24 protein-coding genes are annotated in these 23,113 nt (G+C 60.1%); 5 read left to right on the forward strand and 19 right to left on the reverse strand.

Going from position 1 to position 23,113, the window contains the following annotated elements; all coding sequences use genetic code 11:
* Nucleotides 1-54: 54 nt before the first annotated feature.
* The 13 genes from AEQ67_RS15025 to AEQ67_RS15085 all read right to left on the reverse strand — a co-directional run bounded on the left by AEQ67_RS15025 (nt 55) and on the right by AEQ67_RS15085 (nt 12,362).
* Nucleotides 55-1,089 carry an EscU/YscU/HrcU family type III secretion system export apparatus switch protein gene (locus AEQ67_RS15025; RefSeq protein WP_059404608.1) on the reverse strand — a complete coding sequence of 345 codons (1,035 nt, stop codon included), beginning with the start codon at nt 1,087-1,089 and terminating at the stop codon, nt 55-57.
* Nucleotides 1,064-1,870, reverse strand: a complete 807-nt coding sequence (sctT, locus tag AEQ67_RS15030; protein WP_059404609.1) for a type III secretion system export apparatus subunit SctT — start codon at nt 1,868-1,870, stop codon at nt 1,064-1,066. Before sctT ends, AEQ67_RS15025 begins: the two co-directional genes overlap by 26 nt.
* A gap of 4 nt (nt 1,871-1,874) precedes the next feature.
* Nucleotides 1,875-2,129, reverse strand: a complete 255-nt coding sequence (locus AEQ67_RS15035; protein WP_059404610.1) for an EscS/YscS/HrcS family type III secretion system export apparatus protein — start codon at nt 2,127-2,129, stop codon at nt 1,875-1,877.
* Between the two features lie 10 nt (nt 2,130-2,139).
* Nucleotides 2,140-2,799 (reverse strand): EscR/YscR/HrcR family type III secretion system export apparatus protein, encoded by a 660-nt coding sequence (locus AEQ67_RS15040; protein WP_059404611.1) that lies wholly within the window; start codon nt 2,797-2,799, stop codon nt 2,140-2,142.
* A complete protein-coding gene (locus AEQ67_RS15045) occupies nt 2,792-3,727 on the reverse strand; it encodes a FliM/FliN family flagellar motor switch protein (RefSeq protein WP_059404612.1) in 936 nt (311 codons plus the stop codon). The genes AEQ67_RS15040 and AEQ67_RS15045 overlap by 8 nt, the downstream gene beginning before the upstream one ends.
* Nucleotides 3,724-4,575: a SpaN/EivJ family type III secretion system needle length determinant gene (locus AEQ67_RS15050; RefSeq protein WP_152974851.1), complete on the reverse strand. Its 852-nt coding sequence runs from the start codon at nt 4,573-4,575 to the stop codon at nt 3,724-3,726. Before AEQ67_RS15050 ends, AEQ67_RS15045 begins: the two co-directional genes overlap by 4 nt.
* 62 nt (nt 4,576-4,637) lie before the next feature.
* Nucleotides 4,638-5,132, reverse strand: a complete 495-nt coding sequence (locus AEQ67_RS33845; protein ID WP_330219462.1) for a type III secretion protein — start codon at nt 5,130-5,132, stop codon at nt 4,638-4,640.
* Nucleotides 5,077-6,363, reverse strand: a complete 1,287-nt coding sequence (gene sctN / locus AEQ67_RS15060; RefSeq protein WP_059404615.1) for a type III secretion system ATPase SctN — start codon at nt 6,361-6,363, stop codon at nt 5,077-5,079. Before sctN ends, AEQ67_RS33845 begins: the two co-directional genes overlap by 56 nt.
* Entirely contained in the window at nt 6,360-6,767 is a 408-nt protein-coding gene (locus tag AEQ67_RS15065; protein WP_059404616.1) for an Invasion protein B family, read from the reverse strand. The genes sctN and AEQ67_RS15065 overlap by 4 nt, the downstream gene beginning before the upstream one ends.
* A 13-nt stretch (nt 6,768-6,780) precedes the next feature.
* Nucleotides 6,781-8,835: an EscV/YscV/HrcV family type III secretion system export apparatus protein gene (locus AEQ67_RS15070; RefSeq protein ID WP_059404617.1), complete on the reverse strand. Its 2,055-nt coding sequence runs from the start codon at nt 8,833-8,835 to the stop codon at nt 6,781-6,783.
* Nucleotides 8,836-8,858: 23 nt separating this feature from the next.
* Nucleotides 8,859-9,965, reverse strand: a complete 1,107-nt coding sequence (gene sctW / locus AEQ67_RS15075; protein ID WP_059404618.1) for a type III secretion system gatekeeper subunit SctW — start codon at nt 9,963-9,965, stop codon at nt 8,859-8,861.
* A complete protein-coding gene (gene sctC, locus AEQ67_RS15080; protein WP_059404619.1) occupies nt 9,962-11,617 on the reverse strand; it encodes a type III secretion system outer membrane ring subunit SctC in 1,656 nt (551 codons plus the stop codon). Before sctC ends, sctW begins: the two co-directional genes overlap by 4 nt.
* 4 nt (nt 11,618-11,621) lie before the next feature.
* On the reverse strand, nt 11,622-12,362 hold the full coding sequence (locus AEQ67_RS15085; protein ID WP_059404620.1) for a helix-turn-helix domain-containing protein: 741 nt from the start codon (nt 12,360-12,362) through the stop codon (nt 11,622-11,624).
* 231 nt (nt 12,363-12,593) lie between these two features.
* Here AEQ67_RS15085 and AEQ67_RS15090 point away from each other — a divergent pair, with 231 nt between their 5' ends.
* The 5 genes from AEQ67_RS15090 to cobA all read left to right on the forward strand — a co-directional run bounded on the left by AEQ67_RS15090 (nt 12,594) and on the right by cobA (nt 18,480).
* Nucleotides 12,594-13,805 carry a CmpA/NrtA family ABC transporter substrate-binding protein gene (locus AEQ67_RS15090; protein ID WP_059404621.1) on the forward strand — a complete coding sequence of 404 codons (1,212 nt, stop codon included), beginning with the start codon at nt 12,594-12,596 and terminating at the stop codon, nt 13,803-13,805.
* A gap of 15 nt (nt 13,806-13,820) precedes the next feature.
* Nucleotides 13,821-14,396 carry an ANTAR domain-containing response regulator gene (locus tag AEQ67_RS15095; RefSeq protein ID WP_008027390.1) on the forward strand — a complete coding sequence of 192 codons (576 nt, stop codon included), beginning with the start codon at nt 13,821-13,823 and terminating at the stop codon, nt 14,394-14,396.
* Between the two features lie 332 nt (nt 14,397-14,728).
* Complete coding sequence (locus AEQ67_RS15100; RefSeq protein WP_059404622.1) at nt 14,729-15,940, forward strand: nitrate/nitrite transporter; 1,212 nt, start codon at nt 14,729-14,731, stop codon at nt 15,938-15,940.
* 7 nt (nt 15,941-15,947) lie between these two features.
* Nucleotides 15,948-17,618 (forward strand): bifunctional protein-serine/threonine kinase/phosphatase, encoded by a 1,671-nt coding sequence (locus AEQ67_RS15105; RefSeq protein ID WP_059404623.1) that lies wholly within the window; start codon nt 15,948-15,950, stop codon nt 17,616-17,618.
* Nucleotides 17,619-17,715: 97 nt separating this feature from the next.
* Nucleotides 17,716-18,480 (forward strand): uroporphyrinogen-III C-methyltransferase, encoded by a 765-nt coding sequence (cobA, locus tag AEQ67_RS15110; protein WP_059404624.1) that lies wholly within the window; start codon nt 17,716-17,718, stop codon nt 18,478-18,480.
* Nucleotides 18,481-18,563: 83 nt separating this feature from the next.
* Here cobA and AEQ67_RS15115 read toward each other — a convergent pair whose 3' ends face one another.
* The 6 genes from AEQ67_RS15115 to rraA all read right to left on the reverse strand — a co-directional run bounded on the left by AEQ67_RS15115 (nt 18,564) and on the right by rraA (nt 23,035).
* On the reverse strand, nt 18,564-19,598 hold the full coding sequence (locus tag AEQ67_RS15115) for an OmpA family protein (RefSeq protein ID WP_059404625.1): 1,035 nt from the start codon (nt 19,596-19,598) through the stop codon (nt 18,564-18,566).
* 107 nt (nt 19,599-19,705) lie between these two features.
* Nucleotides 19,706-20,296 (reverse strand): RNA polymerase sigma factor SigX, encoded by a 591-nt coding sequence (sigX, locus tag AEQ67_RS15120; protein WP_008146300.1) that lies wholly within the window; start codon nt 20,294-20,296, stop codon nt 19,706-19,708.
* Nucleotides 20,297-20,382: 86 nt separating this feature from the next.
* Entirely contained in the window at nt 20,383-21,207 is an 825-nt protein-coding gene (locus AEQ67_RS15125) for a mechanosensitive ion channel family protein (RefSeq protein WP_008027407.1), read from the reverse strand.
* 2 nt (nt 21,208-21,209) lie between these two features.
* A complete protein-coding gene (locus AEQ67_RS15130; protein ID WP_045060997.1) occupies nt 21,210-21,458 on the reverse strand; it encodes a hypothetical protein in 249 nt (82 codons plus the stop codon).
* A gap of 63 nt (nt 21,459-21,521) precedes the next feature.
* The gene (locus AEQ67_RS15135) at nt 21,522-22,517 is read right to left on the reverse strand and encodes a zinc transporter ZntB (RefSeq protein ID WP_059404626.1); all 996 of its coding nucleotides are present in this window, start codon (nt 22,515-22,517) and stop codon (nt 21,522-21,524) included.
* Between the two features lie 26 nt (nt 22,518-22,543).
* On the reverse strand, nt 22,544-23,035 hold the full coding sequence (gene rraA, locus AEQ67_RS15140) for a ribonuclease E activity regulator RraA (protein WP_059404627.1): 492 nt from the start codon (nt 23,033-23,035) through the stop codon (nt 22,544-22,546).
* Nucleotides 23,036-23,113: the final 78 nt, after the last annotated feature.

Raw genomic sequence — 23,113 nt, forward strand, 5'->3', positions numbered from 1 at the left:
CTGCTGCGCAGCCGAACGCAGGCTTCGCCAGCTGCTACAGAATCTGCGTTCGTCTTAGGCTTGTTCGACTTGCTCGAGCCAGATCAGCAGGCGCAGGACTTCTTCGATCTCCTGCACCTGGAGGAAGCTGTAGCGCTGGTGGGTCTTGAAGATCCGCCGGGCCAGCGCGATGTCGTTGATGACCGGCACACCCACCTCCTTGGCATACGCTCGAACCGCCAGTGCGCGCTGGTTGGTTTCCATCAGCGAGATGAACGGCAGCACGGTGATTTCCGGGCGGAAATACACGCCGACAGCGATGTGGGTCGGGTTGGCGATGATCATCCGCGAGCTGCGCACATCGGACTTGACCTGCTCCGACAGCAGCTCCCGGTGCAAGTCACGACGACGGCCCTTGATTTCCGGGTTGCCGTCCTGTTCCTTGTGTTCGCGCTTGACCGAGTCCTTGTCCATCATTTGGTCTTTCATGAACAGCCAGTATTCGCAGAGCGCATCCAGCACCACGATCAGCGCAATGCAGCCCAGAAAAGTCACCACCAGCACCAACAGCAAATGCCCCCAGATCGCGAACAGATCCGGCGCCTGGACGAACAGCTGGCCGAACAGCAAATGCTTTTGCGTGACCCAGACAATCCACAGCGCCATGGCAAAACTGCCGAGGTAAAGCAGCGCTTTGACCGTGTCCTTGACCGTGCGCATACTGAACAGTTTTTTGAAACCATTGATCGGATTCAACGCACCGAGATTCAGCTTCAAGGCTTCACTGGCCAGCGCGAAACCGCTTTGCAGCATCGCCGGCAACGCGCTGGTCAAGACACACACCAACAGCAGCGGCAACAACGCCTTGAGTCCCACCAGCACCAGCATCGCCGAGTACTTTTGCAAGTCGGCATCGAAGTCACTGGCGATGATGCGTCGGTAGACTTCCATGAGGTCCAGCAGCGAACTGTTGAAGACCATGTAGGCGATGCCGCACAGGGTCAGGCAGGTGATCACCAGGTCCTTGGCCTTGAACGTCTGCCCTTTGCGAGAGGCATCGCGCAGACGCTTGGCCGTGGGCTTCTCAGTCTTCGAGGCGCTGGACGACATCGTCACCCTCCCCGTCGACACTCAGATAGTGTTCCAGCGTCTGCGACTTGGAGCCCATGCGCAGGACTTCATCCGGCAGATGCACGCCGAAATACAGCATCAGCACCACCAATGCCACCAGGCTCTTGATGGTCAACGACACGGAAAACGCGTTCATTTGCGGCGCGTACCGCGAGAGCAATCCCAGCAGTGCTTCGCTGACCAACAGCGTTGCCACCACTGGCGCGCTGATCACCAGCGTCTTGCTCACCAAGGCATCCAGCAGCCTCAGGATCGGTTGCACGTGCAGCTCGCAGCTGTTCGCCGGCGCGCAAATCAGGTAACTCTGGCCCACGGTTTCCAGCATCAGCAGCATGCCGCCGCCTTCGAGATAGACCGCTGCGGCGAACAACTGAAGAAAGTTCGCCAGCTCCGAGGTATCGACGCCGTTGGCCGGGTCCACCGTGCTGCTGAGCATCGCACCGCGCTGGTTGTCGATCAGATTGCCCATGGCATGCAGCACCCAGAACGGCCAGCACAACAGGCACCCGAGCAATACGCCGATGCCGGCCTCACGCAACAACAGCCCAAAAAACGCCAAGCCGTCGAGATGAGGCAAAGGCACCCCGACGTACGCCCAGAACCCCAGCGCCACCAGCACGATCACCGCCTGACGTGGCGCGCCTGTCAGCACCCCGCTGTTCAAGAACGGCAACATGAAAAAAATCGGCGCGAGGCGCGCAACGCCCACCGCCGCGGCGGCGAACAAGGCGTACAAATCGAAAAACAGCGTCACCGACATCGATCTAACTCAACGCCAGGCGCATGACTTCACGGCTGAAATCGAGCAAGGTTTCGCCGTACCAACCGGAGAGCAGGAACAGGCACGCCGCGACCGACAACAACTTGAAGCCGAACGGCAAGGTCTGCTCCTGCAACTGGGTCACGGTCTGAATCAACCCGACCACCAGCCCGACCACCGTCGCGACAATAATCGGCCACGCCACCATCAGCAGAATCAGGTACAGGGTTTTGTTGCCGGCATACACCAGGTCATTCATTGACTGGCCCTCATGTCAGCAAGGTCAGGTATTGCTTGACCAGCCCGGTGGACAGCAGCGCCCAACCGTCCAGCGCCACAAACAACACCAGTTTGATCGGCACCGAAATGATCACCGGGCTCATCATCATCATGCCCAGCGCCAGCAGGATGCTGGAGATCACCAGGTCGACAATCACGAACGGCAGATACAGATAGAACCCGATCTTGAACGCACTCTTGATTTCACTCAGCGCGTAGGCGGGTAACAGCGAAAACAGTGACGGCTCGAGTTCTTCATCGTCGGGCAGGCCTGCCTCGGTTTCGTTCTGGACCGCTTGCGCACGCTCGAAAAACAGAGCCAATTCCGGGTCGGTGTACTTGCGCAGATACGCCTTGTACCCGCCCAGACCGTTCTCGGCGAAATTCACCACCGACTCGACGTCAGTGAAAGCCACCTGCTCGACTTTGTAATAGTCGTAGCCCTGTTTCATCACTGGCGTCATGACGAAAATCGCCAGCATCAGCGCAATCGCATTGAGGGCCATGTTCGATGGAACCTGCTGCAATCCCAGCGCATTGCGCACGATGATGAACACGATGGAAAACTTGATGTAGCAGGTTCCGGCCGCCACCAGAAACGGCAGTAATGACGCGAACGCCAGCAACGCGATCAGCGAGACGTCATTCATCGCGGGGTTCCGATAGCGTGTTGCGAAAGACCTCAAGCAACTCCACCCCCAGCTGCTCGTCCAGCTGCACCAGCTCCGCGCGAGCAACCGTCTTGCCGTTGGCGCGGACTTCGATTTGGTGCGCCGCATCCGTGGCCAGCGGTATGGCCTGACCGGCAACGAAGGCCGCCAATTCGCCTAGCGTGATGTCATGCGTCGCCAGAACGAACTCCAGGCGAACCGGCAAATGGTTCAAGTCGGCACTGACCGGCTGTTCGGTCTCAGCCTGCGCGGGTGAATCGGCAGGTGCCAACTCCATACGTAAACCCTCTTCGGTAAAAGTGAAAAACCCAATGCTCCGATCGGCCAGCCAACACTGGCGAGTCGAATCACTGATCAACAGCACGTCGCCGCATCCAAGCCGTTCACGACTTGAGCGACTCAGGTCGCTGACACCCAGAATCAGTTCCAGACGCAGCGGCAAATCGGCCAGCCATGACTGCCATTCCGACGTCTGTTGCGAAGGGCGCTGCGGGGGTAAATCCGTCACCCATAACCGCCCTTGTGCGGTGTCGAGCCACGGTAATGCCTGCGCCTTGATAACCGCCGAATCGATCAACTCGACGTCCGCCAGTTCCCGGTAGTGCAGCTCGTCCACCGCCAGGTCCAAGGGTCGCGGCACCGTTCGGAATAACCCGGCGATACTCGCTTGCGGGCACTCAACCGCCAGCAATGATTGCAACTGCGGCAGCGAGCGATGCAGCCAGTCCCGGGCCAGGCCCACCCCCCGCCAGTCCCCCCGCTCGCCGCGGGCCGAGAAGCGCAAATAGCCCTGCGGCCCCTCCGGCTGACCCAGACCCGCGCAATGACCGGCCCGCTGCCAACGCTCAACCACCTGCGCACGGGCCTGCGTCAGCGTGTTTACGCGGCGCACATTCAGCGCTGTCATGCCAGGTGTTCCGGCTGTTCTGACTCGTCATCGTCGGGCGTTTGGCGCGAACCGTGATGCTGTTGCTCATCACCGCTGTCAGTGAGCCGCCAGCCAGGTTCTTGTGCCCGTTCAAAAGGTGCCTCGAGTTGCTCGAAGATCTGCGCGGAGCTCGGACTGAGCACCAGGTTCTGCGTTGACTCACCGGGCATTCGGGCAATCGTCACTTGTCCGCTGACGGTGCCTTTATTGAACGGGATTTGCAGGAAATCACGGGACGAGCCCGCGACGTCTTCCAACGTCACTTCGGGTGGTGGCATGGGTGGTGGGGTCAGGATTTGAGCAGCAACGGGCAGCGCAACCGGTGGGGCATTACGCGCAACTTGAACGTTTGATTGCCCTGCATGCAGTTCAAGATCGCTGACAGGTGTCTCCAGCTCGATGGAGGGCGATGGCCGATCAACTGACAACGGCTCAACCGAGATCAACGGTCGCTCGGGCGACGACAATGCGGGCAAGCGCAACGCCTGATCGATGACCGACAACGGCACCTCAACACGCGCCACCCGCGTAGCCAGCTTCTCAATGATCGGGGCGACAAACTCCACACGCGATGGTGCCGGGCGTTGCAGCAATGCGCTGAACAACGGAGCCGATCGCTGATCCAGTGCAACGGGCTGAGCATGCCGGCGCGGTAAATGAATGTCGGGGCCTTCACCCTTTGCAGGGACAGCCAACAGAAGCGGCTCCCTGCTCCCCGCTGCCGCCATTGGCCGATGACGCAGCATCAGCATTGCAAGCAGATCGAGCACACCTTGCGGCAACTGATCCTCTTCAACCGGCACGAGGCTTTCTTCAAGCTCATCCATCGGCGCATCAAGGTCAGGCTCCACCGGTTGAACCGGCAGCCGTGGCATCACAGAAACATCAATCATCGTCGCACTCCCATCATGTCTTCTATCTCCCGTTCCTCTCGGCGCACCGCTTCGAGTCGGTGCGTGCGCGACAGCTGCTCAAAGGACTGCTGGTACTTGCCATGCCTGCGCTGCAAAAAGCGCAATTGCTCGCGTTGCTCGTGCAACGTTTGATGCAGCTCAACGGACTGCTGCGCTATGCGCTCACGCTCCAGGCGCACCATTTGAATTTGTCGGCGGATGACAGCCTGCCGACGCAGCAATGTCAGGAGTTGCCCGCGATCCAACAGGCACGCTTGCGCACGATGACTGGCCAGCAGGGTTTGCAACGAGGCCTCGTGTTCATCGAGGCTCGACTGCTGCTCAATCAGCGGTTGCAATTGCTGCTGTGTACGCCGCAGCGTCTGCTCGTGACGTTGCTGGCGAAACTCACTGAAGCCCAGCAAGCGGCGCATATCAGGTAATGAGTTCATTGAGCCTCCGCAACGTTTCGGCAGGCGCGCAGCATTCATTCGTTGGCTGGCGCAGCCAATCGGTGAGGGCGTCACGGCGTTGCATGGCGTGATCGTTGGCAGCGTTTGAGCCCGGTGCGTATTCCCCCAGGTCGAGGAACACCTGCAAGCGTTCAAGGCAGGCCATCAGTTCGCGGGTCTGCGACGCCAACTGCTGCACGCTCGGTTCCGTCACTTGCGCGGCCACGCGGCTGGCGCTGCGCAACACATCGATCGCCGGGAAATGGCCTTTGGCGGCCAGGGTGCGACTGAGATAGATATGGCCGTCGAGAATCGAGCGAATCTCCTCGGCGATCGGGTCCGGTTCATCGTCGCTTTCCAGCAGCACCGTGTACCACGCAGTAATGCTGCCTTTGGCAGTCACCCCCGGTCGTTCGAGCAAGCGCGGCAAGGCATCGAAAACTGATGCCGGATAACCGCGACGGGCCGGCGCTTCACCGGCTGCCAGGGCCAGGTCGCGACGCGCTCGGGCGTAGCGGGTCAGCGAGTCGAGCAACAGCACCACGCGCTTGCCCTGGTCGCGAAAATACTCGGCGATGGCCGTGGCCTGCAAAGCGGAGTTGCAGCGATCCACCGATGAAAAATCCGACGTGGCGAACACCACCACGCACCGCGAACGCTTGTCCGATTGCCGCAGATGCTCGATGAATTCGGTCACTTCACGGCCCCGCTCACCGATCAGGCCAATGACGAATACGTCCGCCTCGGTGTGCTGGATCAGCATGTTGATCAACGACGTCTTGCCGGACCCGGCAGCGGCAAAAATGCCGATGCGCTGACCGATGCCGCAGGTCAACAAGCCATCGATGGCACGCACGCCGGTCATCAACGGCTCGGCCACTGGCCGGCGCTGGTGGTACGGTGGCGGGTCGGCGTCGACCGGATATTCCTGCTCATGAACGGCCGTCGAGGGCACCAGCCGCTCGACGATTGTGCCGTGCGGATCGACCACGCTGCCGAGCAACGCGTCGCTGCAGGTCAGTCGCAACACCGAGCCCGTGGGCACGATCATCGACTCCCGGGAAAGCCCTCGCGCCTCCCCCAGCAAACTGAGCAGCACAACCCCGGGCTTGAATCCGATCACTTGCGCCCTGGCCGCCAGCTGCGGTGAACGCCAGTGCTGACGGACCTCGCAAACCTCACCGATCACCACGTCGAACAGATTCGCTTCGAGCAATGGGCCGCTCAATCGCAAAGGGTGGGCGGCGCGTCGTTCCAGCCGCCCGTTCATTGGCGCAGAATGCCGCACAGTTGTTCAATCGCCGCCACAAAATGGTCCAGGGCCTGGGCAAAATCCTTGGCATCGCACAAGGCTTGTTCGTTGCTCAAAAGCCGCAGTTCGAGCTGCCCCTGCACCTCGCACAGGTGCAACTGCCCACTGCGGGACCAAGGACAGCCTTGCAGCAAAAACTGCAACAGTTCGACGGCGCAATGGTTCAACTGCCCAGGCCCGATTTCCGTTATCGCAGCCCAGACCCACACGTCGGCGTCGACGGTGCCCACGTTGATGTTGGGCATCTCCTTCATCTGCATTTCAATGGTGCTGTGGCTGTCGAAGTGCCCCAACTGCTTGCCTGTGCAGCCGCTGTGCAACAGCGCTTCACGCAACAGCCCGGCAATGTCCACTTGTCTCATTTCCAGCGTTTCCTTATAGCGTCTTGATGACATTGACCGAGATGGTTTCGGAGACTTCGCCAAACGACATCACGTCCAGTTCGCGGAATCGTCCCTCGATCAGTTTTTTGATGTAGCGCCGCACATCGATCGAACACAGCACCACCATGTCCTTTTGCGGAATATGCAGGCTGTCCAGGCCGGCACTGAGACGGTCGATCAACTCTTCCGTTTCAGCCGGTTCCAGATTGACGAAACTGCCACCGGAGGTTTGCCGAATGCCCTTGCGCACCACGTCTTCGAACTCCGGCGACAGCAGCAACACGCGCAAGTCATTGCCGTGGGCGAACTTGTTGCTGATGTAGCGGGCCATCGCGCCACGTACATGTTCGACCAGGGCCATCACGTCCTTTTCACGGGATGCCCAATGCGCCAGCGACTCCAGGATCAGCTTCATGTTGCGCACCGAAATCCGCTCGCCAATCAGCCGTTGCAGCACCTCGGCAATCTTCTGCACGGTGACGTGGCGGTAGACCTCCTTGAGTAAATCGGGGTAGCGACTTTCCATCTCGTCGAGCAGCTGCTTGGTTTCCTGGACCCCGAAAAACTCGGTGATGTTGCGCGCCAGCAGCGTCACCAGGCAGCGATAACATTCGTCATAGGCCGGGCGCAGTTGGTAGCCCAGTTGCTGCACCCGTTCCTTGTCGGCGGCAGTGACCCAGACACCGCCCAGCCGATTGCTGTCGATGCCGCGCACCAGTGCGAAACCCAGGGGTTCCAGCTCTGGCGAATAGTCGAGCAGACGCCAGTGATCGAAATGGATGTCGAACTGATCGGCCCGCACTTCGTTGATCAGCACGGCCACTTGATGGGCCGGCAAGGCATCGCTGGAACGCAATTCCGGCTCGGGTATCCGCAGCCCGTAATCAACGAAAAACTGGCTGCGAAAACGTGCGGCCAAACGAGCGTTCGTCAATTCCTCCAGGCGCGCGGTGGGCACCAGCAACATCAAGGGGATGGTTTGTGTGGCGACGTTGTCCACGTCTTCCAGCAAGCCCAACTCGGATGGCGCTTCACCTGGCGCAGACGCCGCCGGACGCGGGTCAGCAGCCTGGCTGGCGGCTCTGGAGGCCTTGCGATGGCGAAAATAAACCACCAGGCCCAAGGCTGCGGCAATCGACAGGAAGGTCAGCAGTGGAAAGCCCGGCAACAGGCCAACCCCGACCGCCAGCAGTGCGGTCACGCCCAATACGAATGGGTTGCCCAACATCTGGGCGAGCATGTTGCGCCCCAGGTTGCTGTCATCGCCGTTGACCCGGGTGACGATGAAACCGGCACCGATGGCGATCAGCAGCGCCGGAATCTGCGCCACCAGACCATCGCCGATGGTCAGCAGCGTATAGGTCGACAACGCCGTGGACATGTCCATGCCCATCTGCCCGACACCGATGGCCATGCCACCGATGAAGTTGACAAAAATGATGATGATGCCCGCAATCGCATCGCCCTTGATGAACTTCATCGCACCGTCGAAAGACCCATACAACTGGCTTTCGCGCTCCAGGGTACTGCGCTTTTCACGCGCTTCTTCGGCATCGATTGCACCTGCTTTCAGGTCACCATCGATACTCATCTGCTTGCCCGGCATGCCGTCCAGGGAGAAGCGCGCCGCGACCTCGGCAACCCGCTCCGAGCCCTTGGTGATCACGATGAACTGGACAATCGTGACGATCGAAAAAATCACGAAGCCCACCACCAGACTTTCACCGATCACGAACTCGCCGAAGGACGCGATGATGTCTCCGGCATCGGCCTGGCTGAGGATCAGCCGGCTGGTGCTGATCGACAAGGCCAGGCGAAACAGCGTGGTCAACAGCAACAAGGCCGGGAACGTCGAATAGCTGAGGATGCGTTCGATGTAGAACGAACCCATGAAGATCAACAGCGAAATAACGATGTTCAGGCCAATCAGGAAGTCCACCAGCGCCGTCGGCAGTGGAATGATCAGCATGGCGATGATCATCACCATTAGCGACAGGATCAGCAGTTCCGGGCGCGCGCTGACGTTGCGCAGAAATTGATTGAGCATGGAAAGTCAGTGTCCTTGGAAACTCAGGCGTCAGCGGCGGGACGTCGCCGCTCGATGCATTCCTGGGCGAAGGCGATGTCCGCCAAATGGATGAACTGCTGCGCCAGGCGCAAGGGCGCCTCGTCATCGGCAAACAGCTCGAACGGTAATTGCAGGCTGAGCCGACGCACCACGTGCAGCAGCGCCGAGCGCTCACGGTGCGCGCTCAGCAGCACGCTTTCGCCCAACACGCCGAGCAGCAATTGGTCGAGCTCATCGGGGTAGCGCAACAGGCCGAAGAGAAACACCAGCCAATCGATTTCTTCGGGGTTGTGGCGGCAGACCAGTTCATCGCCGAGCAGGCCGGCGATAAACAAACCATCCGCCGAACGCAGCCGTTTCAGGTCGGTCAACTTGATCAGCAACTGGCCAAACTCGGCCCGTGAGCAACTGGGGTCCTGGGCATCGATATCGGTCAGCAACGCGGCTTCGATAAAGGCCAGCACAGTCATGCGTTGTGTGGGGCCGAACAACGCCACCCAGTCCTCGTAGCAACTGACGGGGCCGTCATCGGATTCGAGAAAGTCCCGGTAGGTTTCGCGCAATATGCCGGCCCGCACGGCCATAGTCTTGCCGAACAACCTGGCTTTCAGCGCGGCGTTGATCCCGGCTTTCATGCGTTTCGGCGAGCCTTGGGCGACCACTGTTTGCAACAGCGTTTCAAGCCGTTGACGGGTGCCGGCGTCGAGTTTTTTACGACGCAACAGTTCGCGCAGGACCAATGTCAGGTCACTGTCATCCGCAAACAGGCTACGCGCCATCTGCAGCAACCAGGCGATCGGCTTGTCCCCCAGCCGCGCCAGACTGAGCACTTGCCGGGCCTTGGGCACGGTGTCGTCTTCGAGGACTTTTTCGAAGTTATCGGTCAGCGATTCGGACTTGAATTCGAAGTGGCGCCGGCCACGAAATTGCGCCAATGCCGCCGACATTTCGTCGCTGATCTGCACAACCCGCTGTGCGGCAGCGGCCGTGCCGCTTTCGTCGAGATCAATCTGCGCATCGGGTTGCGGCTGCGGTTGCGTGGCGGCCTTTTCTGTATTCAGCCGCGCCTGTGCGGCGCGTCCGCCCATGGAACCAATCGGCAGCATCAGCGTTGATCCGCACGCAAGTAGGCACGGCGCACCCGTTCGTGCTGCTCCGGAGTCATCAAGCGTGTTGCCGGATCAATGTCAGCGGGTTCCAGCGCGCTGACGATCTCTTTGGGCTGGATCAAAAATACGCGCACGGTGTTCGCCGAACGGTTCTGCCGGTAGCTGAACAGTCGACCAATCCAGGGTATCGAACCCAGTACCGGTATCCGGCCGATCTGCTCGCTGTGGTCATCGCGGGTAAAGCCACCGACCAACAGACTCTTGCCCTGCGGCACCCGCGCCACGGTGCTGATCCGCGTCCGCCCGACCGTCGGCAATGCGCTCGGGTGTTCGCCTTCGCCGGATTTTTCGACTTCGTTGCCGTCTTCGATGTTGAGCGACATTTCGATCTCGTCGGCCCTGGCGAAACGCGGCAGCACGCTCACCAGGGTGCCGTAGGTCACGTGTTGCAGATCGACACTGCGCTCGCCCACCAGCGGGGCGTAAAACGTCCGGTTGTTGTCAAAGATCGCCGGCACGTTTTCCTGCGTCAGGATCACCGGCCTGGCGACCACGTTCGCCCGGTTGGTGCGCTCCAGCGCCATGACCTGAGTGACAAACGAGACGCCATCAAGGGTGGTCGCCGAGCCCGCATTCAGCGAGGCGGCGAACTGCCCACCGACCTTGATCGAACCTTGCCAATTGATACCCAACTGATTGAGTTCGTCCTTGTGCAGGTCGATGATCCACAGCGACAACTCGACATGCCGCTTGGGCTGGTCGAGGACGGCCACCAGGTTCTCGATGAAGCGCACCTGCTCCGGCAGCCCCTTGACCAACAAGCTGTTGGTGTCGGGATAAGCAACGACGCGGATGTTGCCGGCGGCCATTTCCCGCGCCAGGATTCGCGGCGCGGCCGGATCCTGAGCAGACGGCGAGGTGGCGAGGCCCTCCAGAGGAAACTCCGGCATCACGCCGGGACGATTCGGTGCAAAGGGCCTGGCGACCGTCGGCTCCAGCCCGTCCTTCTCGCCCCTGAGCAACTGTTCAATCACCGTGGCCAGGCCAGGGATGGTCACTTTGTCGTCACGCAGTTCGTATTTTCGGTCGCCGACAAAGGTGTTTTGCACCTGGATGACGCCGATCTGCTGCTTGCCCAGCAACAGCTCCGAACGCTGGTTATCCATCAGTTGGGCGGCTTGCAGAATCAGGTCGACATACATCGGCGGCCCGGAAACATGGAACGTGCGCAGGCCGTCATGGCGCAGTGGATAGCGGCTGTCGTGCAATCCGGAGCGCTGCAGGAAGGCCTGGAGCTTGGCCACCGTGAGGGTCTGTAGCGACACCACCGAGCTTTTCAGTTCAGAGGCATCGTACAAATAAATCGCCTGGCCATCGCTGTACCAGATCAGGCCCATTTGCCCGGCAATTCGCTCAAAGGTACGTTGCGCCGAACTCAGGTCGAACTCGCCGGAGATTTTCTTGGCGGCGGCGGCTTTGCTGACAATCACCGGCTTGCCCAGTGGCCCGGACAACTCAGCGAAAAACGTGCGCAGGCTCTGTTCGCGAGCCACATAACTGTCGGCCAGGGCCAGTGTCGGGAGCGGCGTGAGCACCAGCAAACCGCTGAGCAGCGTGGGTGCCAAGCGCAGAGGGAGGAAACGAACAATCATCGACTTACTTGCCTGAAAGGTGCGTGATATCCGCCAGCCTGCTGGGTGCGAAACCCACCTGCTCGCGAATTTCCTTGGAGAAGTGCGAAGAGGAGGCGTAGCCGAACGCCAGCGCCACGTCGGTCAGGGAGCGATCTTCCAGGCTCATGCTCAGCAGTGCCTGGGCCGTGCGCCAGTCGCGCAATGCAGGCTTGGTCGCACCGCCCAGCGCCTGTCGGCACAATCGCCGAAAGTGCGACACCGACACGCCATAGCGCTGCGCCAGCCAGGTCAGCTTTTCGCTGCTCGCGCCCTGCTCCAGCAGAAACCGCACCAGCCAATAGTTCTCGTTGTGCCGCAGTACGTTGGCAAAGGCCCGGTACGACACGCCGCCACGCATGGCCTGTTCGATGTACCAACGCTCCCGTTTCTTGTCGGAATCGAGGGTCTCGTAAGAGACAGCAAGTGCCGCCCAGGACGTCGGGCGTGGGCCTTGGCCGATCAATGCGCCGCCCAGGTCGATAAACACCTGCAGTTTCACCAAGGACGCTTCGGGCATCGGCAAAATCTGCGCACCGGCGCCGCCGGTCATTTCAAACTCGCCGCGCACCGCCAACAGTCCTTGCCAGCCTGCAGGCAGACAGCAGCACAACGCGCCACTGGCAAACGTCAGGCATAGCGCCTGCTCGGCGACCTGCGCGAACAGCACCTGCTCGTCCCGGCGAATATCAGGCACGGGTGTCGCCCAAAGTCGATTGATCTGCACACTTACCTCCTGTGGCGACTCGTGTTGTAACGGTCGTCAGGATGAAAGGCGTGGCGCTTTCAATCTTGATGGAAAGCTGATGAAACCCGGGCGCTGGCATATGCCTTGCACCGTCAACAGGCATCAGCACTCATGTCAACGGTGGGATGAGTGGGAGGACAATGGCGTCGTCACCCGGCTTTGCTCGCGCAGGGACCTGGGACGACGCCTTTTTTTGCAAGGTGAGAAGTGATGAATGAACCTTCAGCCGGCCCATTGGCCTGGGTCAATGGCAGCGATGCCCCGGAAAAGACCGAAATCAATCTCGGCTTCATGGCCCTGAGCGACTGCGCCTCGGTGGTGGTCGCGGCGACGCAGGGTTTCGCCCAGCCTTACGGCCTGACGTTGAACCTCAAGCGCCAGTCGTCCTGGGCCAATCTGCGAGACAAACTGGTCAGCGGCGAACTCGACGCCGCTCACAGCCTGTACGGTTTGATCTACGCCGTGCATTTGGGCATCGGCGGCGTCGCGCCCACCGACATGGCCGTGCTCATGGGCCTGAACCAGAACGGTCAGAGCATCAACCTTTCCCACGGCTTGCAGGCGCTGGGTGTGACCAGTCCTGAGGCACTGGATCGGCACGTGCACCAAACTCGCCCAAAACTCACCTTCGCCCAGACATTTCCTACCGGCACCCACGCCATGTGGCTGTATTACTGGCTCGCGAGTCAGGGCATTCATCCGCTGCAGGATGTCGACAGCGTGGTGGTGCCGCCGCCGCAAATGGTCGCGCACCTGCAAGCGGGGCGCATCGACGGCTTCTGCGTCGGTGAGCCGTGGTCTGCCAGCGCGGTGAAACAGAACCTCGGGTTTACCTTGGCGACGACCCAGACCATCTGGCCCGATCACCCGGAAAAAGTCCTCGGCTGCACCCGCGCCTTCGTCGAGCAATACCCCAACACCGCCCGGGCGCTGGTGATGGCGATTCTGCAGGCCAGCCGTTTCATCGAACAACGCCCGGAAAATCGCCGCAGTACCGCGCAACTGTTGAGCGCAGCGCAATACCTCGATGCGCCACTCGATTGCATCGAACCGCGATTGATCGGCGACTACGCCGACGGTCTGGGCAATCGCTGGCAGGACCCGCACGCGCTGCGCTTCCATGGTGAGGGCGAGGTCAACTTGCCTTACTTGTCCGATGGCATGTGGTTCATGACCCAGTTCCGCCGCTGGGGTTTGCTGCGCGATGATCCGGACTACCTCGCGGTGGCCCGTCAGGTCCAGCAACTGGACGTGTACCGAGAGGCCGCGAGCGCCGTCGGTGTCGCCGCGTTGGGACTGGAAATGCGCAGCAGCCAGTTGATCGACGGCAAGGTCTGGGACGGTTCCGACCCGGCCGGCTATGCCCGCAGTTTCAAGCTGCACGCCATGAGCGACAGCTCGCCCCTTCTCGCCAGCCGCTGACAGGAGACTGCAAACATGTTGCGTATTCTGCTGATCAACGACACCGCGAAGAAAGTCGGCCGCCTGAAAGCCGCCCTGACCGAAGCCGGGTTCGAGGTCATTGATGAATCCGGCCTGACCATCGACCTGCCCGCGCGCGTCGAAACGGTGCGTCCGGACGTGATTCTGATCGATACCGAGTCACCGAGCCGCGATGTAATGGAGCAAGTGGTGCTGGTCAGCCGCGACCAACCGCGGCCGATCGTGATGTTTACCGACGAGCATGACCCCGACGTGATGCGTCAGGCGATCAAGTCCGGAGTCAGTGCCTACATCGTCGAAGGCATTCACGCACAACGTTTGCAGCCGATTCTCGACGTGGCCATGGCGCGTTTTGAAAGCGACCAGGCCCTGCGCGCCCAATTGCACGCCCGCGACCAGCAACTGGCCGAGCGCAAGCGCATCGAGCTGGCCAAAGGGTTGTTGATGAAAATGAAGGACTGCAACGAAGAAGAGGCCTACACGCTGATGCGCCGCCAGGCGATGAGCCGCCAGCAGAAGCTGATTCAGGTGGCGGAGCAGATTATTGCCATGAGTGAGTTGTTGGGCTGAAGCGTCTGTATTTACCTGCCTGGGCCCCATCGCGGGCAAGCCCGCTCCCACATGGATCTTGGGTGCCCACAAAACCTGTGGGAGCGGGCTTGCCCGCGATTAGCCACACCACGGTTTCGGCTGTTGGCACAGATTTGGCTAAGTAATCGGTACAGGTAACCAACGGCGGGTGCCCCCCCTACGACAAAGACGCCGCCCACCTCATTTGCCCTTGGCGAATCAGGTGGCGGCGTTTTTTTGTTTTGGCCCCATTGCCTGGGGCCGGTGGTGCAGCCCTTCGGCGCCCCACCGGCATGACTCCCGTTCGAGACTCCTATCAGCTGAGGTGCGCGATGAATTCAAGCTTCTGGAAATCCGGCCATACCCCGACACTGTTCGCGGCCTTCCTCTATTTCGACCTGAGCTTCATGGTCTGGTACTTACTCGGCCCCCTGGCAGTGCAGATCGCCGCCGACCTGCACCTGACCACCCAACAACGCGGGCTGGTGGTGGCCACGCCGATTCTGGCCGGGGCGGTGCTGCGCTTTGTAATGGGCCTGCTGGCTGATCGCCTGTCACCGAAAACCGCCGGGCTGATTGGCCAGGTGATCGTCATCTGTGCGCTGTTCGGCGCCTGGAAACTCGGCATTCACAGTTACGAGCAAGCGCTGCTGCTGGGCCTGTTCCTCGGCATGGCCGGCGCGTCCTTTGCCGTCGCCCTGCCCCTGGCGTCGCAGTGGTATCCGCCGCAGCATCAAGGCAAAGCCATGGGCATCGCCGGTGCCGGTAACTCGGGTACGGTGCTCGCCGCGCTGATCGCCCCAGTCCTGGCGGCTGCATTCGGCTGGAGCAACGTGTTCGGCTTCGCCCTGATTCCGCTGATCCTGACCCTGATCGTCTTCGCCTGGCTCGCCAGGAACGCCCCGGAACGGCCGAAAGCCAAGTCGGTGTCTGATTACTTCAAGGCCCTTGGTGATCGTGACAGCTGGTGGTTCATGTTTTTCTACAGCGTGACCTTCGGCGGCTTCATCGGCCTGGCCAGCGCCCTGCCCGGCTATTTCAACGACCAATATGGCCTGAGCCCGGTGACTGCCGGTTATTACACAGCTGCCTGCGTCTTCGGTGGCAGCCTGATGCGTCCGTTGGGCGGCGCGCTGGCCGACCGTTTCGGTGGCATTCGCACTCTGTTGGGCATGTACACGGTGGCGGCGATCTGCATCGCAGCGGTGGGTTTCAATCTGCCAAGTTCCTACGCGGCATTGGCACTTTTCGTCTGCACCATGCTCGGTTTGGGCGCGGGGAATGGCGCGGTTTTCCAGTTGGTTCCGCAGCGTTTTCGTCGGGAGATCGGCGTGATGACCGGCCTGATCGGCATGGCCGGCGGCATCGGTGGCTTCGCCCTCGCGGCCGGCATGGGCGCGATCAAGCAAAGCACCGGCAGCTATCAACTGGCGTTGTGGTTATTCGCCAGCCTCGGCGTACTTGCCTGGTTCGGCCTGCACGGTGTCAAACGTCGCTGGAGAACCACCTGGGGCTCGGCTGCCGTGACCGCTGCACGGGTCTGAGGCAGCGATGAGCCTGCAACTGAGCTTCGCCGAAGCCAGCGCCATCGGCCCTCGCGAGGAAAACCAGGACGCTCTGCGCCTGGTGACGCCAGCGCCGGCGCTGGCGGCGAGCAAGGGTTACCTGTTCGCCATCGCCGACGGCGTCAGCCAATGCGCCGACGGCGGGCTAGCGGCTCGTTCGACCTTGCAGGCCCTGGCGCTGGATTACTACGCCACGCCGGAAACCTGGGGCGTCGCGCAGGCACTGGATCGCCTGCTGCTGGCGCAGAATCGCTGGTTGCAGGCCAATGGTGGCGGGCAACCGCTGCTGACCACCGTCAGTGCCTTGGTCATGCGCGGCCGGCGTTTCACCCTGGCCCATGTCGGCGATTGCCGGGTCTATCGCTGGCATGCCGACACCTTGCAGCGGGTCAGCGAGGATCACGTCTGGGACCAGCCGGGCATGCAGCACGTGCTCAAACGCGCACTGGGTCTGGATCAGCATCTGGTGCTGGATTTTCTTGATGGTGAACTTCGGCTGAATGAGAGCTTCGTGCTGCTCAGCGATGGCATCTGGGCAGTGTTGGGTGACACGGCGATTGCGGCGATTCTGCGTGATCAACCGGATTTGCACAGTGCTGCGCAGACGCTGGTCACTGCCGCGCACCTGGCTGGCAGCCAGGACAACGCCAGCGCCTTGCTGGTGCGGGTCGATGCCCTCGGTGAAACGAACATCGGCGATGCCTTGATTCACGTGCAGCAATGGCCGCTGCCTCCGGCATTGAAGCCGGGCCAGGTCTTCGAGGGTTGGGAGGTTGAAGGGATCCTCGGCCAGAGCCAGCAGTCGGTGCTTTATCGGGTTCGTGATGCTCAGCAACAGCCCTGGCTACTGAAAACCTTGCCCGGTGCGCTGCGCGACGATCACCTGGCCGGTCAGGCGTTGCTGTCGGAAGAATGGTTCCTCAAGCGCGTGGCCGGGCGGCATTTCCCTGAAGTGCATGCCGCCTGCCAGCGTCAGCATTTGTACTACGTGATGCGTGAATATTCCGGATCGACCCTGGCGCAGTTGCATGACCAGGTCGGATCGCTGCCACTGGCCCAATGGCTGGACCTGGCGGAACGCCTGTTGCGGGCGGTCGGTATGCTGCATCGTCGACAGATTCTGCATCGGGATATCAAACCGGAGAATGTGCTGCTGGGGGACGATGGCGAGTTACGCCTGCTGGATTTCGGCCTCGCCTACTGCCCCGGCCTGTCCGAAGATCAGCCCTCGGCCCTGCCCGGAACGCCCAGTTATATCGCGCCGGAAGCCTTTCGCGGCGACCCGCCGACACCGCAACAGGACCTGTATGCGGTCGGCGTGACCTTGTATTTCCTGCTCACCGGGCATTATCCCTATGGCGAAATCGAAGCATTCCAGCGCCCACGCTTTGGCGTGCGGGTCAGCGCCAGTCGCTACCGACCCGACCTGCCGGAGTGGATCGCACAAAGCCTGGAGCGCGCCGTTGCGGCTGATCCGGGTCAGCGCTTTGAAACGGCGGAAGAGTGGTTACTGCTGCTGGAACAGGGTGAGCGGCGCAGTTTGAGCGTACGACCTCGGCCGCTGCTGGAGCGCGAGCCGCTGAAGGTCTGGCGGACCTTGGCGCTGGTGTCGTTGGTAGTGAATCTGGTGCTGTTGTATTTGGCATTTCATGGCTAAAAGATCGCAGCCTTCGGCAGCTCCTACATGAGATCGCACACACCTGTAGGAGCTGCCGAAGGCTGCGATCTTCTGATCTTCTCGTGAGGAAAACACTATGAGCGCAAAAGTCTGGCTGGTGGGTGCGGGTCCTGGCGATCCGGAATTACTGACGCTCAAGGCGGTTCGGGCGTTGAGGGAAGCAGATGTGGTGCTGATCGATGATCTGGTCAATGACGCCGTGCTGGAACACTGCCCCAAGGCGCGGATCATTGCCGTCGGCAAACGCGGTGGCTGTCGCTCCACGCCTCAAGCCTTCATACATCGCCTGATGCTGCGTTACGCCCGCCACGGCAAATGCGTGGTGCGGCTCAAGGGTGGCGACCCGTGCATTTTTGGTCGCGGTGGTGAAGAGGCGCAGTGGTTGCGCGAACGCGGGGTCGACGTCGAGCTGGTCAATGGCATCACCGCCGGGCTGGCTGGCGCGACGCAATGCGATATTCCGTTGACGCTCCGGGGCGTGGCACGCGGTGTGACGCTGGTGACCGCCCACACTCAGGATGGCAGCAGCCTGAACTGGCAGGCCTTGGCCCAGGGCGGCACGACGCTGGTGATCTACATGGGAGTGGCGAAACTGAGCGAGATCCGCGAGCAACTGCTGGCGGGCGGGATGGCGGCGGATACGCCGGTGGCGATGATTGAAAACGCGTCCCTGGCGCACCAACGGGAATGTCGCAGTGACCTGACCGCGATGGAGGAAGATGCCTGCGCCTTTGAGTTGAAGAGCCCGGCCATCCTGGTAATCGGTGCGGTGGCAGCCCGAGCAACATCATCCCTGTGGGAGCATGGCTTGCCCGCGATGACGGCCGATCAGTCAGCCTGAATCCACTGATTCAACCCTTCTTCACTAAATCGCAGACAAAGAAAAGCCCGGCCTAAGCCGGGCTTTTCAGAGCTGCGAGCTAATTACTTAGCTTGAGCTTCAACCTGCGCTTCTACGCGACGGTTTACAGCGCGACCAGCTTCAGTTTTGTTGTCAGCAACTGGGCGGGATTCGCCGTAGCCAACAGACTGAACGCGGGACGATTCAACACCGTACTGGTTGGTCAGAACTTGTTTAACGGCGCTAGCGCGACGCTCGGACAGTTTCTGGTTGTAAGCGTCAGGACCGACGGAGTCAGTGTGACCTTCAACAGTAGTAGTGGTGGATGGGTACTGCTTCATGAAGTCAGCGAGGTTTTTGATGTCGCCGTAGCTGTTAGGCTTGACTACCGACTTGTCGAAGTCGAACTTCACGTCCAGCTCAACACGAACAACTTCAGCAACTGCTGGGCAGCCATCAGCGTCAACAGTTACGTTAGCTGGGGTGTCCGGGCACTTGTCAACGTTGTCGCAAACGCCATCGTTGTCGCTGTCGGAGCACACTTCAGCTGGAGCTGGAGCTGGAGCTGCAGCAGGCTTGGAGCCGCCACCGAAGTTCACACCGATACCGACGCTTGGAGCCCACTCGGTGTCGCCCTGGTCGATGTTGTATTGAGCTTCAACGCCAGCACGGGCGTAGAAGTTCTCGGTGAAGTACAGCTTGGCACCGCCGCCAACGTTGGCGAAGGTGGAACGGTTACGACCGCTCGAGCCGTTCTGGCCGATGCTTTGATCGGAGAAACCAGCCGAAACGTATGGACGGACCATGTCGCCTGGGTTGTTGAAGTGGTACAGAGCGTCCAGAGCGGTGTTAGCGCCCTTGATGTTACGACCGTCGTCGGAACGCACGTTGTGCACTTCGTCGTAGCCCAGACGCAGTTCAACGTCGTCGGTCAAGAAGTAACCAACCGAACCACCGAACAGGTTGCCGTTGTTCTTGAAGTTACGAGCGCTGTCGAATTGTTCTTTCTTTGCGAAGCCTTCGATTTCAACTGCGCCTTGGCCTTGTGCCAGAGCGCCGAACGAAGTGGCGGCAATCAAAGAACCAATGGCCAAGCCCAAGGTGTTTTTCAGTTTCATCCGTTAAATCCCCATCTGGTGATTGTGAAGCAGTCCCGCAAACCGGGGGACAACTCGGCGGCAAGTCTAACAGAACTTGCCTACACGTAAGAGATATTTGCGCCGAACTAAGTTTCAGCAATGCCTGCAAATTTCTCACGCAATTTATCTAGAGCGCGTTTGTACCGCATTTTTGTTGCACTCAAACCCATGTGCATGATGTCTGCGATCTCCTGAAACTCCAGCTCTGCGACAAATCGTAGCACCAGAATTTCGCGGTCAATCGGGTTCACATACACCAGCCAGCGATCGAGTCCGCCCTTATCCTCGGGTTTCGGCGCCTTTTCTTCAGACGCTTCCTCAAGGGGGTCCAGACTCAAAGCGTCCATCAAGCGACGCTTTCGCCGTTCCTTCCGATACTGTGTGATGCATTCGTTGTACGTGATGCTATATAGCCATGTCTTGAACTTCGATTTACCCTCGAAGTTCTTCAAGCCGTACAGCACCTTCAACATCACTTCCTGACAGACATCGTCTGCATCTCGATCGTTCCCAAGATATCGTGCACAGACGTTAAATAATGTTCGTTGGTAACGCCGCATCAGTTCTTCATAGGCGCGCGTTACGTGAAACAGCTCGGTATGCGAGCGCGCGACCAACTCCTCATCAGAGAGCTCGCGGGGGTCGTAGCGCGTGGAGAGCGATTGAGCTTTATTCAAAACAAGTCGGGCCGACAGTCAGGTCAATGTCCGCCGCAGCCCTTCAGGGCATTTAGCGGCGGCATACATTAGCAGGGTTTGCCGGGTTAGCGGCTACTCACATGCTGCTCCAGGAGGATCCGATTGGAGAGAGAGACTAGCTCACCCTCATCGGTCAGCAATGTGGTTTTAACCGTGCCGATCTCTTCGATCTGACCTTCGACCTCGCCAACACGCACTTGTTGCCCAACCTGATACAACTCACGCACGTAGATTCCCGCAAGAATCTGGCCGGCAATTTCCCGGCTTCCCAATCCCATGGCCAGCGCAACCGCCAGACCAACGGTAATCAATACAATCACAATCACATGGTTGAGCAGGTCAGTCTTGACCTCCAACTGGCTGATTGCGACCGAAATACTGATGATAATCACCAGGCCCTGGGCAATCCGCCCAAGACCGGCGGCGTAATCCAGCCCTACGCCCTCTGCCGCACCCCGCACCAGCCCATTCGCCAGTTGCGCCAGCAAAACACCCACCAGCAGCACCAGCGCGGCGCCGAATACTTTCGGCAAATACAGCGCAAGCATGTCCAGCGTAGCCGAAACTCGCTCAAGTCCAAGGGATTCTGCGGCGGAAACCAAAAAAATCAGCAGAACGAACCAATAGACAATCTTGCCGATCAGAGTCGAAATCGGCACCTGAAGACCGGCCCGGGACAGCAATTTAGTCAGACCGGTGCCGCCCATCAGGCGATCGAGCCCCAGCTTGGCGAGCAACTTGGACAGCAAAGTATCCAAAAGTTTCGCCACGACAAAACCTAGCAGCAGTACCACCAGTGCGCCAAACAGGTTCGGGATGAAATTTGCAACCTTGGTCCATAACGCAGTCATTGCAGTGACGAGGCTCTGTGTCCAGAGATCAAGTTCCATATTCAATCAGCCTTATCAGCAGTGCGAACGGTAGGTTTACGGTGACGGGAAACCGGCGAGACGTGAGCCGATCCGTTATTCAGGGCGATCATCAGCGCGGGCAGCCAGCGGCCCAGCAGGCTGAACAGATCACCGGCGCCGACCTGGCGGTTGGCGGTTTTCAGTACACGGCCAAGGCACGCATCGTCGTCCCGGGTGGACGGTGATGCCTTGAGCATGTCACGTAAAGACTGTTCAAACGGATCGTGCATACGCACCTCTCGTGATGTCTGTGAAAGACGCGATCAAATTTGCCCGGGTCACATGGCTCATCCTCAGACCCAGCGCAAACGGCGGAATAACCACCACTGCCCGAGTGCCACCGAGACCATCATCAGGCAGGCAATCAGGAAGCCATAAGGGCTTGCCGAGAACGGAATCCCACCGACGTTGATGCCCAACAGACCGGTCAGAAAACTCATCGGCAAAAAGATTCCGGTGATGATCCCGAAACGGTACATCGTGCGGTTCATGCGCACGCTCAAACGTCTATCTTCGGCCTCAAGGACCAGCCCCACCCGCTCCCGGGTCAATTCCAGCTCCTCGAGATAGCGGGTCAGGCTGTTGTTCAATTCGTTCCAGTAATCGCCATCATCGTCGACGAACCACGGCAGTTTTATCCGCGTCAGCTGAGCGAAAATATCCCGCTGCGGAGCGAGAAAGCGCTTCAACGCAGCAGCCCGCCGGCGGATCTGCAAAATGGCGCCATGCTCGGGTGTATACCGTTCGTCGGCATCCAGCTTTTCTTCTTCCTCATCGACCACTTCCGAGAGGCAACTGACCAGATCCTGCACTTTGTTGGTGAGGAATTGCGCCATATAAAGGACGAGTTCGGAGGCGGTTTTCGGTCCCTTGCCCTCAGCCAGCTGCACCAACAACTCATCAGTGGCGCGTAATGGACGCAAACGCAGGGAAATGACCCGTTTAGCCGAACCGAAGATCCGCACCGAGACCATGTCTTCCGGCTCGGCGCCCGGGTTCAGGTTGACCCCACGCAAAAATAGCAGGAGTTCGCTGTCGGAAAGCTGTAGAAGACGCGGTCGAGTGTTCTCTTCGAGCAGCAGGTCACAGCTGAATTCGCTCAATCCACTGGATTTGCGCAGCCAGGTCTGGGTTTGCGGGTGACTGCGATCCCAGTGCAGCCACAGGCTTTCATGGGCCTGCAGCTGCAAGTCATCGAGTTCAGTCCGGGCTATCGAACGCGCACCGCCTTTACCGTCCAGCACCAGGGCATGCACCAGCCCCCACTGCGCGTTTTCTTCCTCGAACATCCTCACCCCTTTGTTGGTTCTGCGCTTTATGCAGGCATTTTCAGCGGGCTTGGCGAGATGATCACGCCGTTGTTGTCCGCGTAGATGTAATGGCCTGGATGGAAAGTCACGCCAGCAAAGGTCACCGCCACGTTGAGATCGCCGATACCGCGCTTGTCGGTTTTCATCGGGTGGCTGGCGAGGGCCTGCACGCCCAGGTCGGTTTGCGCGATGACGTCGACGTCGCGGATGCAACCGTAGATCACCAGCCCTTCCCAACCGTTGCTGGCGGCTTTCTCGGCGATCATGTCGCCCAGGAGCGCACGGCGCAGGGAACCGCCACCATCGACCACCAGCACCTTGCCATGACCCTTGAGTTCGGCTTGCTCCTTGACCAGCGAGTTGTCTTCGAAGCACTTGATGGTCACGATTTCACCGCCGAAGGAATCACGGCCGCCGAAATTGCTGAACATCGGTTCCAGCACCTGCACCAGCTCCGGATAGGCGTCGCACAGGTCAGGCGTGAGGTAATGGTTCATCGAGAAACTCCTGTAAAGAGGAAGACAATCGAGGATGTCGCAAAGTGACCAGAAAAGCTCAATGCGTCATATCTTAGC

Source organism: Pseudomonas sp. RIT-PI-q (genome assembly GCF_001297125.1).
In the GTDB taxonomy this organism is placed as follows: Bacteria; Pseudomonadota; Gammaproteobacteria; order Pseudomonadales; family Pseudomonadaceae; genus Aquipseudomonas.

Excerpts from the sequence above, each read along its gene's own strand:
- sctT (WP_059404609.1), bottom strand. The coding sequence starts at position 1,870 with ATGTCGGTGACGCTGTTTTTCGATTTGTACGCCTTGTTCGCCGCCGCG.
- AEQ67_RS15025 (WP_059404608.1), bottom strand. The coding sequence starts at position 1,089 with ATGTCGTCCAGCGCCTCGAAGACTGAGAAGCCCACGGCCAAGCGTCTG.
- AEQ67_RS15035 (WP_059404610.1), bottom strand. The coding sequence starts at position 2,129 with ATGAATGACCTGGTGTATGCCGGCAACAAAACCCTGTACCTGATTCTG.
- AEQ67_RS15070 (WP_059404617.1), bottom strand. The coding sequence starts at position 8,835 with ATGCTCAATCAATTTCTGCGCAACGTCAGCGCGCGCCCGGAACTGCTG.
- AEQ67_RS15125 (WP_008027407.1), bottom strand. The coding sequence starts at position 21,207 with ATGGAACTTGATCTCTGGACACAGAGCCTCGTCACTGCAATGACTGCG.
- AEQ67_RS15050 (WP_152974851.1), bottom strand. The coding sequence starts at position 4,575 with ATGGATGAGCTTGAAGAAAGCCTCGTGCCGGTTGAAGAGGATCAGTTG.
- AEQ67_RS33845 (WP_330219462.1), bottom strand. The coding sequence starts at position 5,132 with ATGAATGCTGCGCGCCTGCCGAAACGTTGCGGAGGCTCAATGAACTCA.
- AEQ67_RS15065 (WP_059404616.1), bottom strand. The coding sequence starts at position 6,767 with ATGAGACAAGTGGACATTGCCGGGCTGTTGCGTGAAGCGCTGTTGCAC.
- AEQ67_RS15105 (WP_059404623.1), top strand. The coding sequence starts at position 15,948 with ATGAGCCTGCAACTGAGCTTCGCCGAAGCCAGCGCCATCGGCCCTCGC.
- AEQ67_RS15100 (WP_059404622.1), top strand. The coding sequence starts at position 14,729 with ATGAATTCAAGCTTCTGGAAATCCGGCCATACCCCGACACTGTTCGCG.
- cobA (WP_059404624.1), top strand. The coding sequence starts at position 17,716 with ATGAGCGCAAAAGTCTGGCTGGTGGGTGCGGGTCCTGGCGATCCGGAA.
- AEQ67_RS15135 (WP_059404626.1), bottom strand. The coding sequence starts at position 22,517 with ATGTTCGAGGAAGAAAACGCGCAGTGGGGGCTGGTGCATGCCCTGGTG.
- AEQ67_RS15115 (WP_059404625.1), bottom strand. The coding sequence starts at position 19,598 with ATGAAACTGAAAAACACCTTGGGCTTGGCCATTGGTTCTTTGATTGCC.
- rraA (WP_059404627.1), bottom strand. The coding sequence starts at position 23,035 with ATGAACCATTACCTCACGCCTGACCTGTGCGACGCCTATCCGGAGCTG.
- AEQ67_RS15130 (WP_045060997.1), bottom strand. The coding sequence starts at position 21,458 with ATGCACGATCCGTTTGAACAGTCTTTACGTGACATGCTCAAGGCATCA.
- AEQ67_RS15090 (WP_059404621.1), top strand. The coding sequence starts at position 12,594 with ATGAATGAACCTTCAGCCGGCCCATTGGCCTGGGTCAATGGCAGCGAT.
- sctC (WP_059404619.1), bottom strand. The coding sequence starts at position 11,617 with ATGATTGTTCGTTTCCTCCCTCTGCGCTTGGCACCCACGCTGCTCAGC.
- AEQ67_RS15095 (WP_008027390.1), top strand. The coding sequence starts at position 13,821 with ATGTTGCGTATTCTGCTGATCAACGACACCGCGAAGAAAGTCGGCCGC.
- AEQ67_RS15040 (WP_059404611.1), bottom strand. The coding sequence starts at position 2,799 with ATGAATGACGTCTCGCTGATCGCGTTGCTGGCGTTCGCGTCATTACTG.
- AEQ67_RS15045 (WP_059404612.1), bottom strand. The coding sequence starts at position 3,727 with ATGACAGCGCTGAATGTGCGCCGCGTAAACACGCTGACGCAGGCCCGT.
- sctN (WP_059404615.1), bottom strand. The coding sequence starts at position 6,363 with ATGAACGGGCGGCTGGAACGACGCGCCGCCCACCCTTTGCGATTGAGC.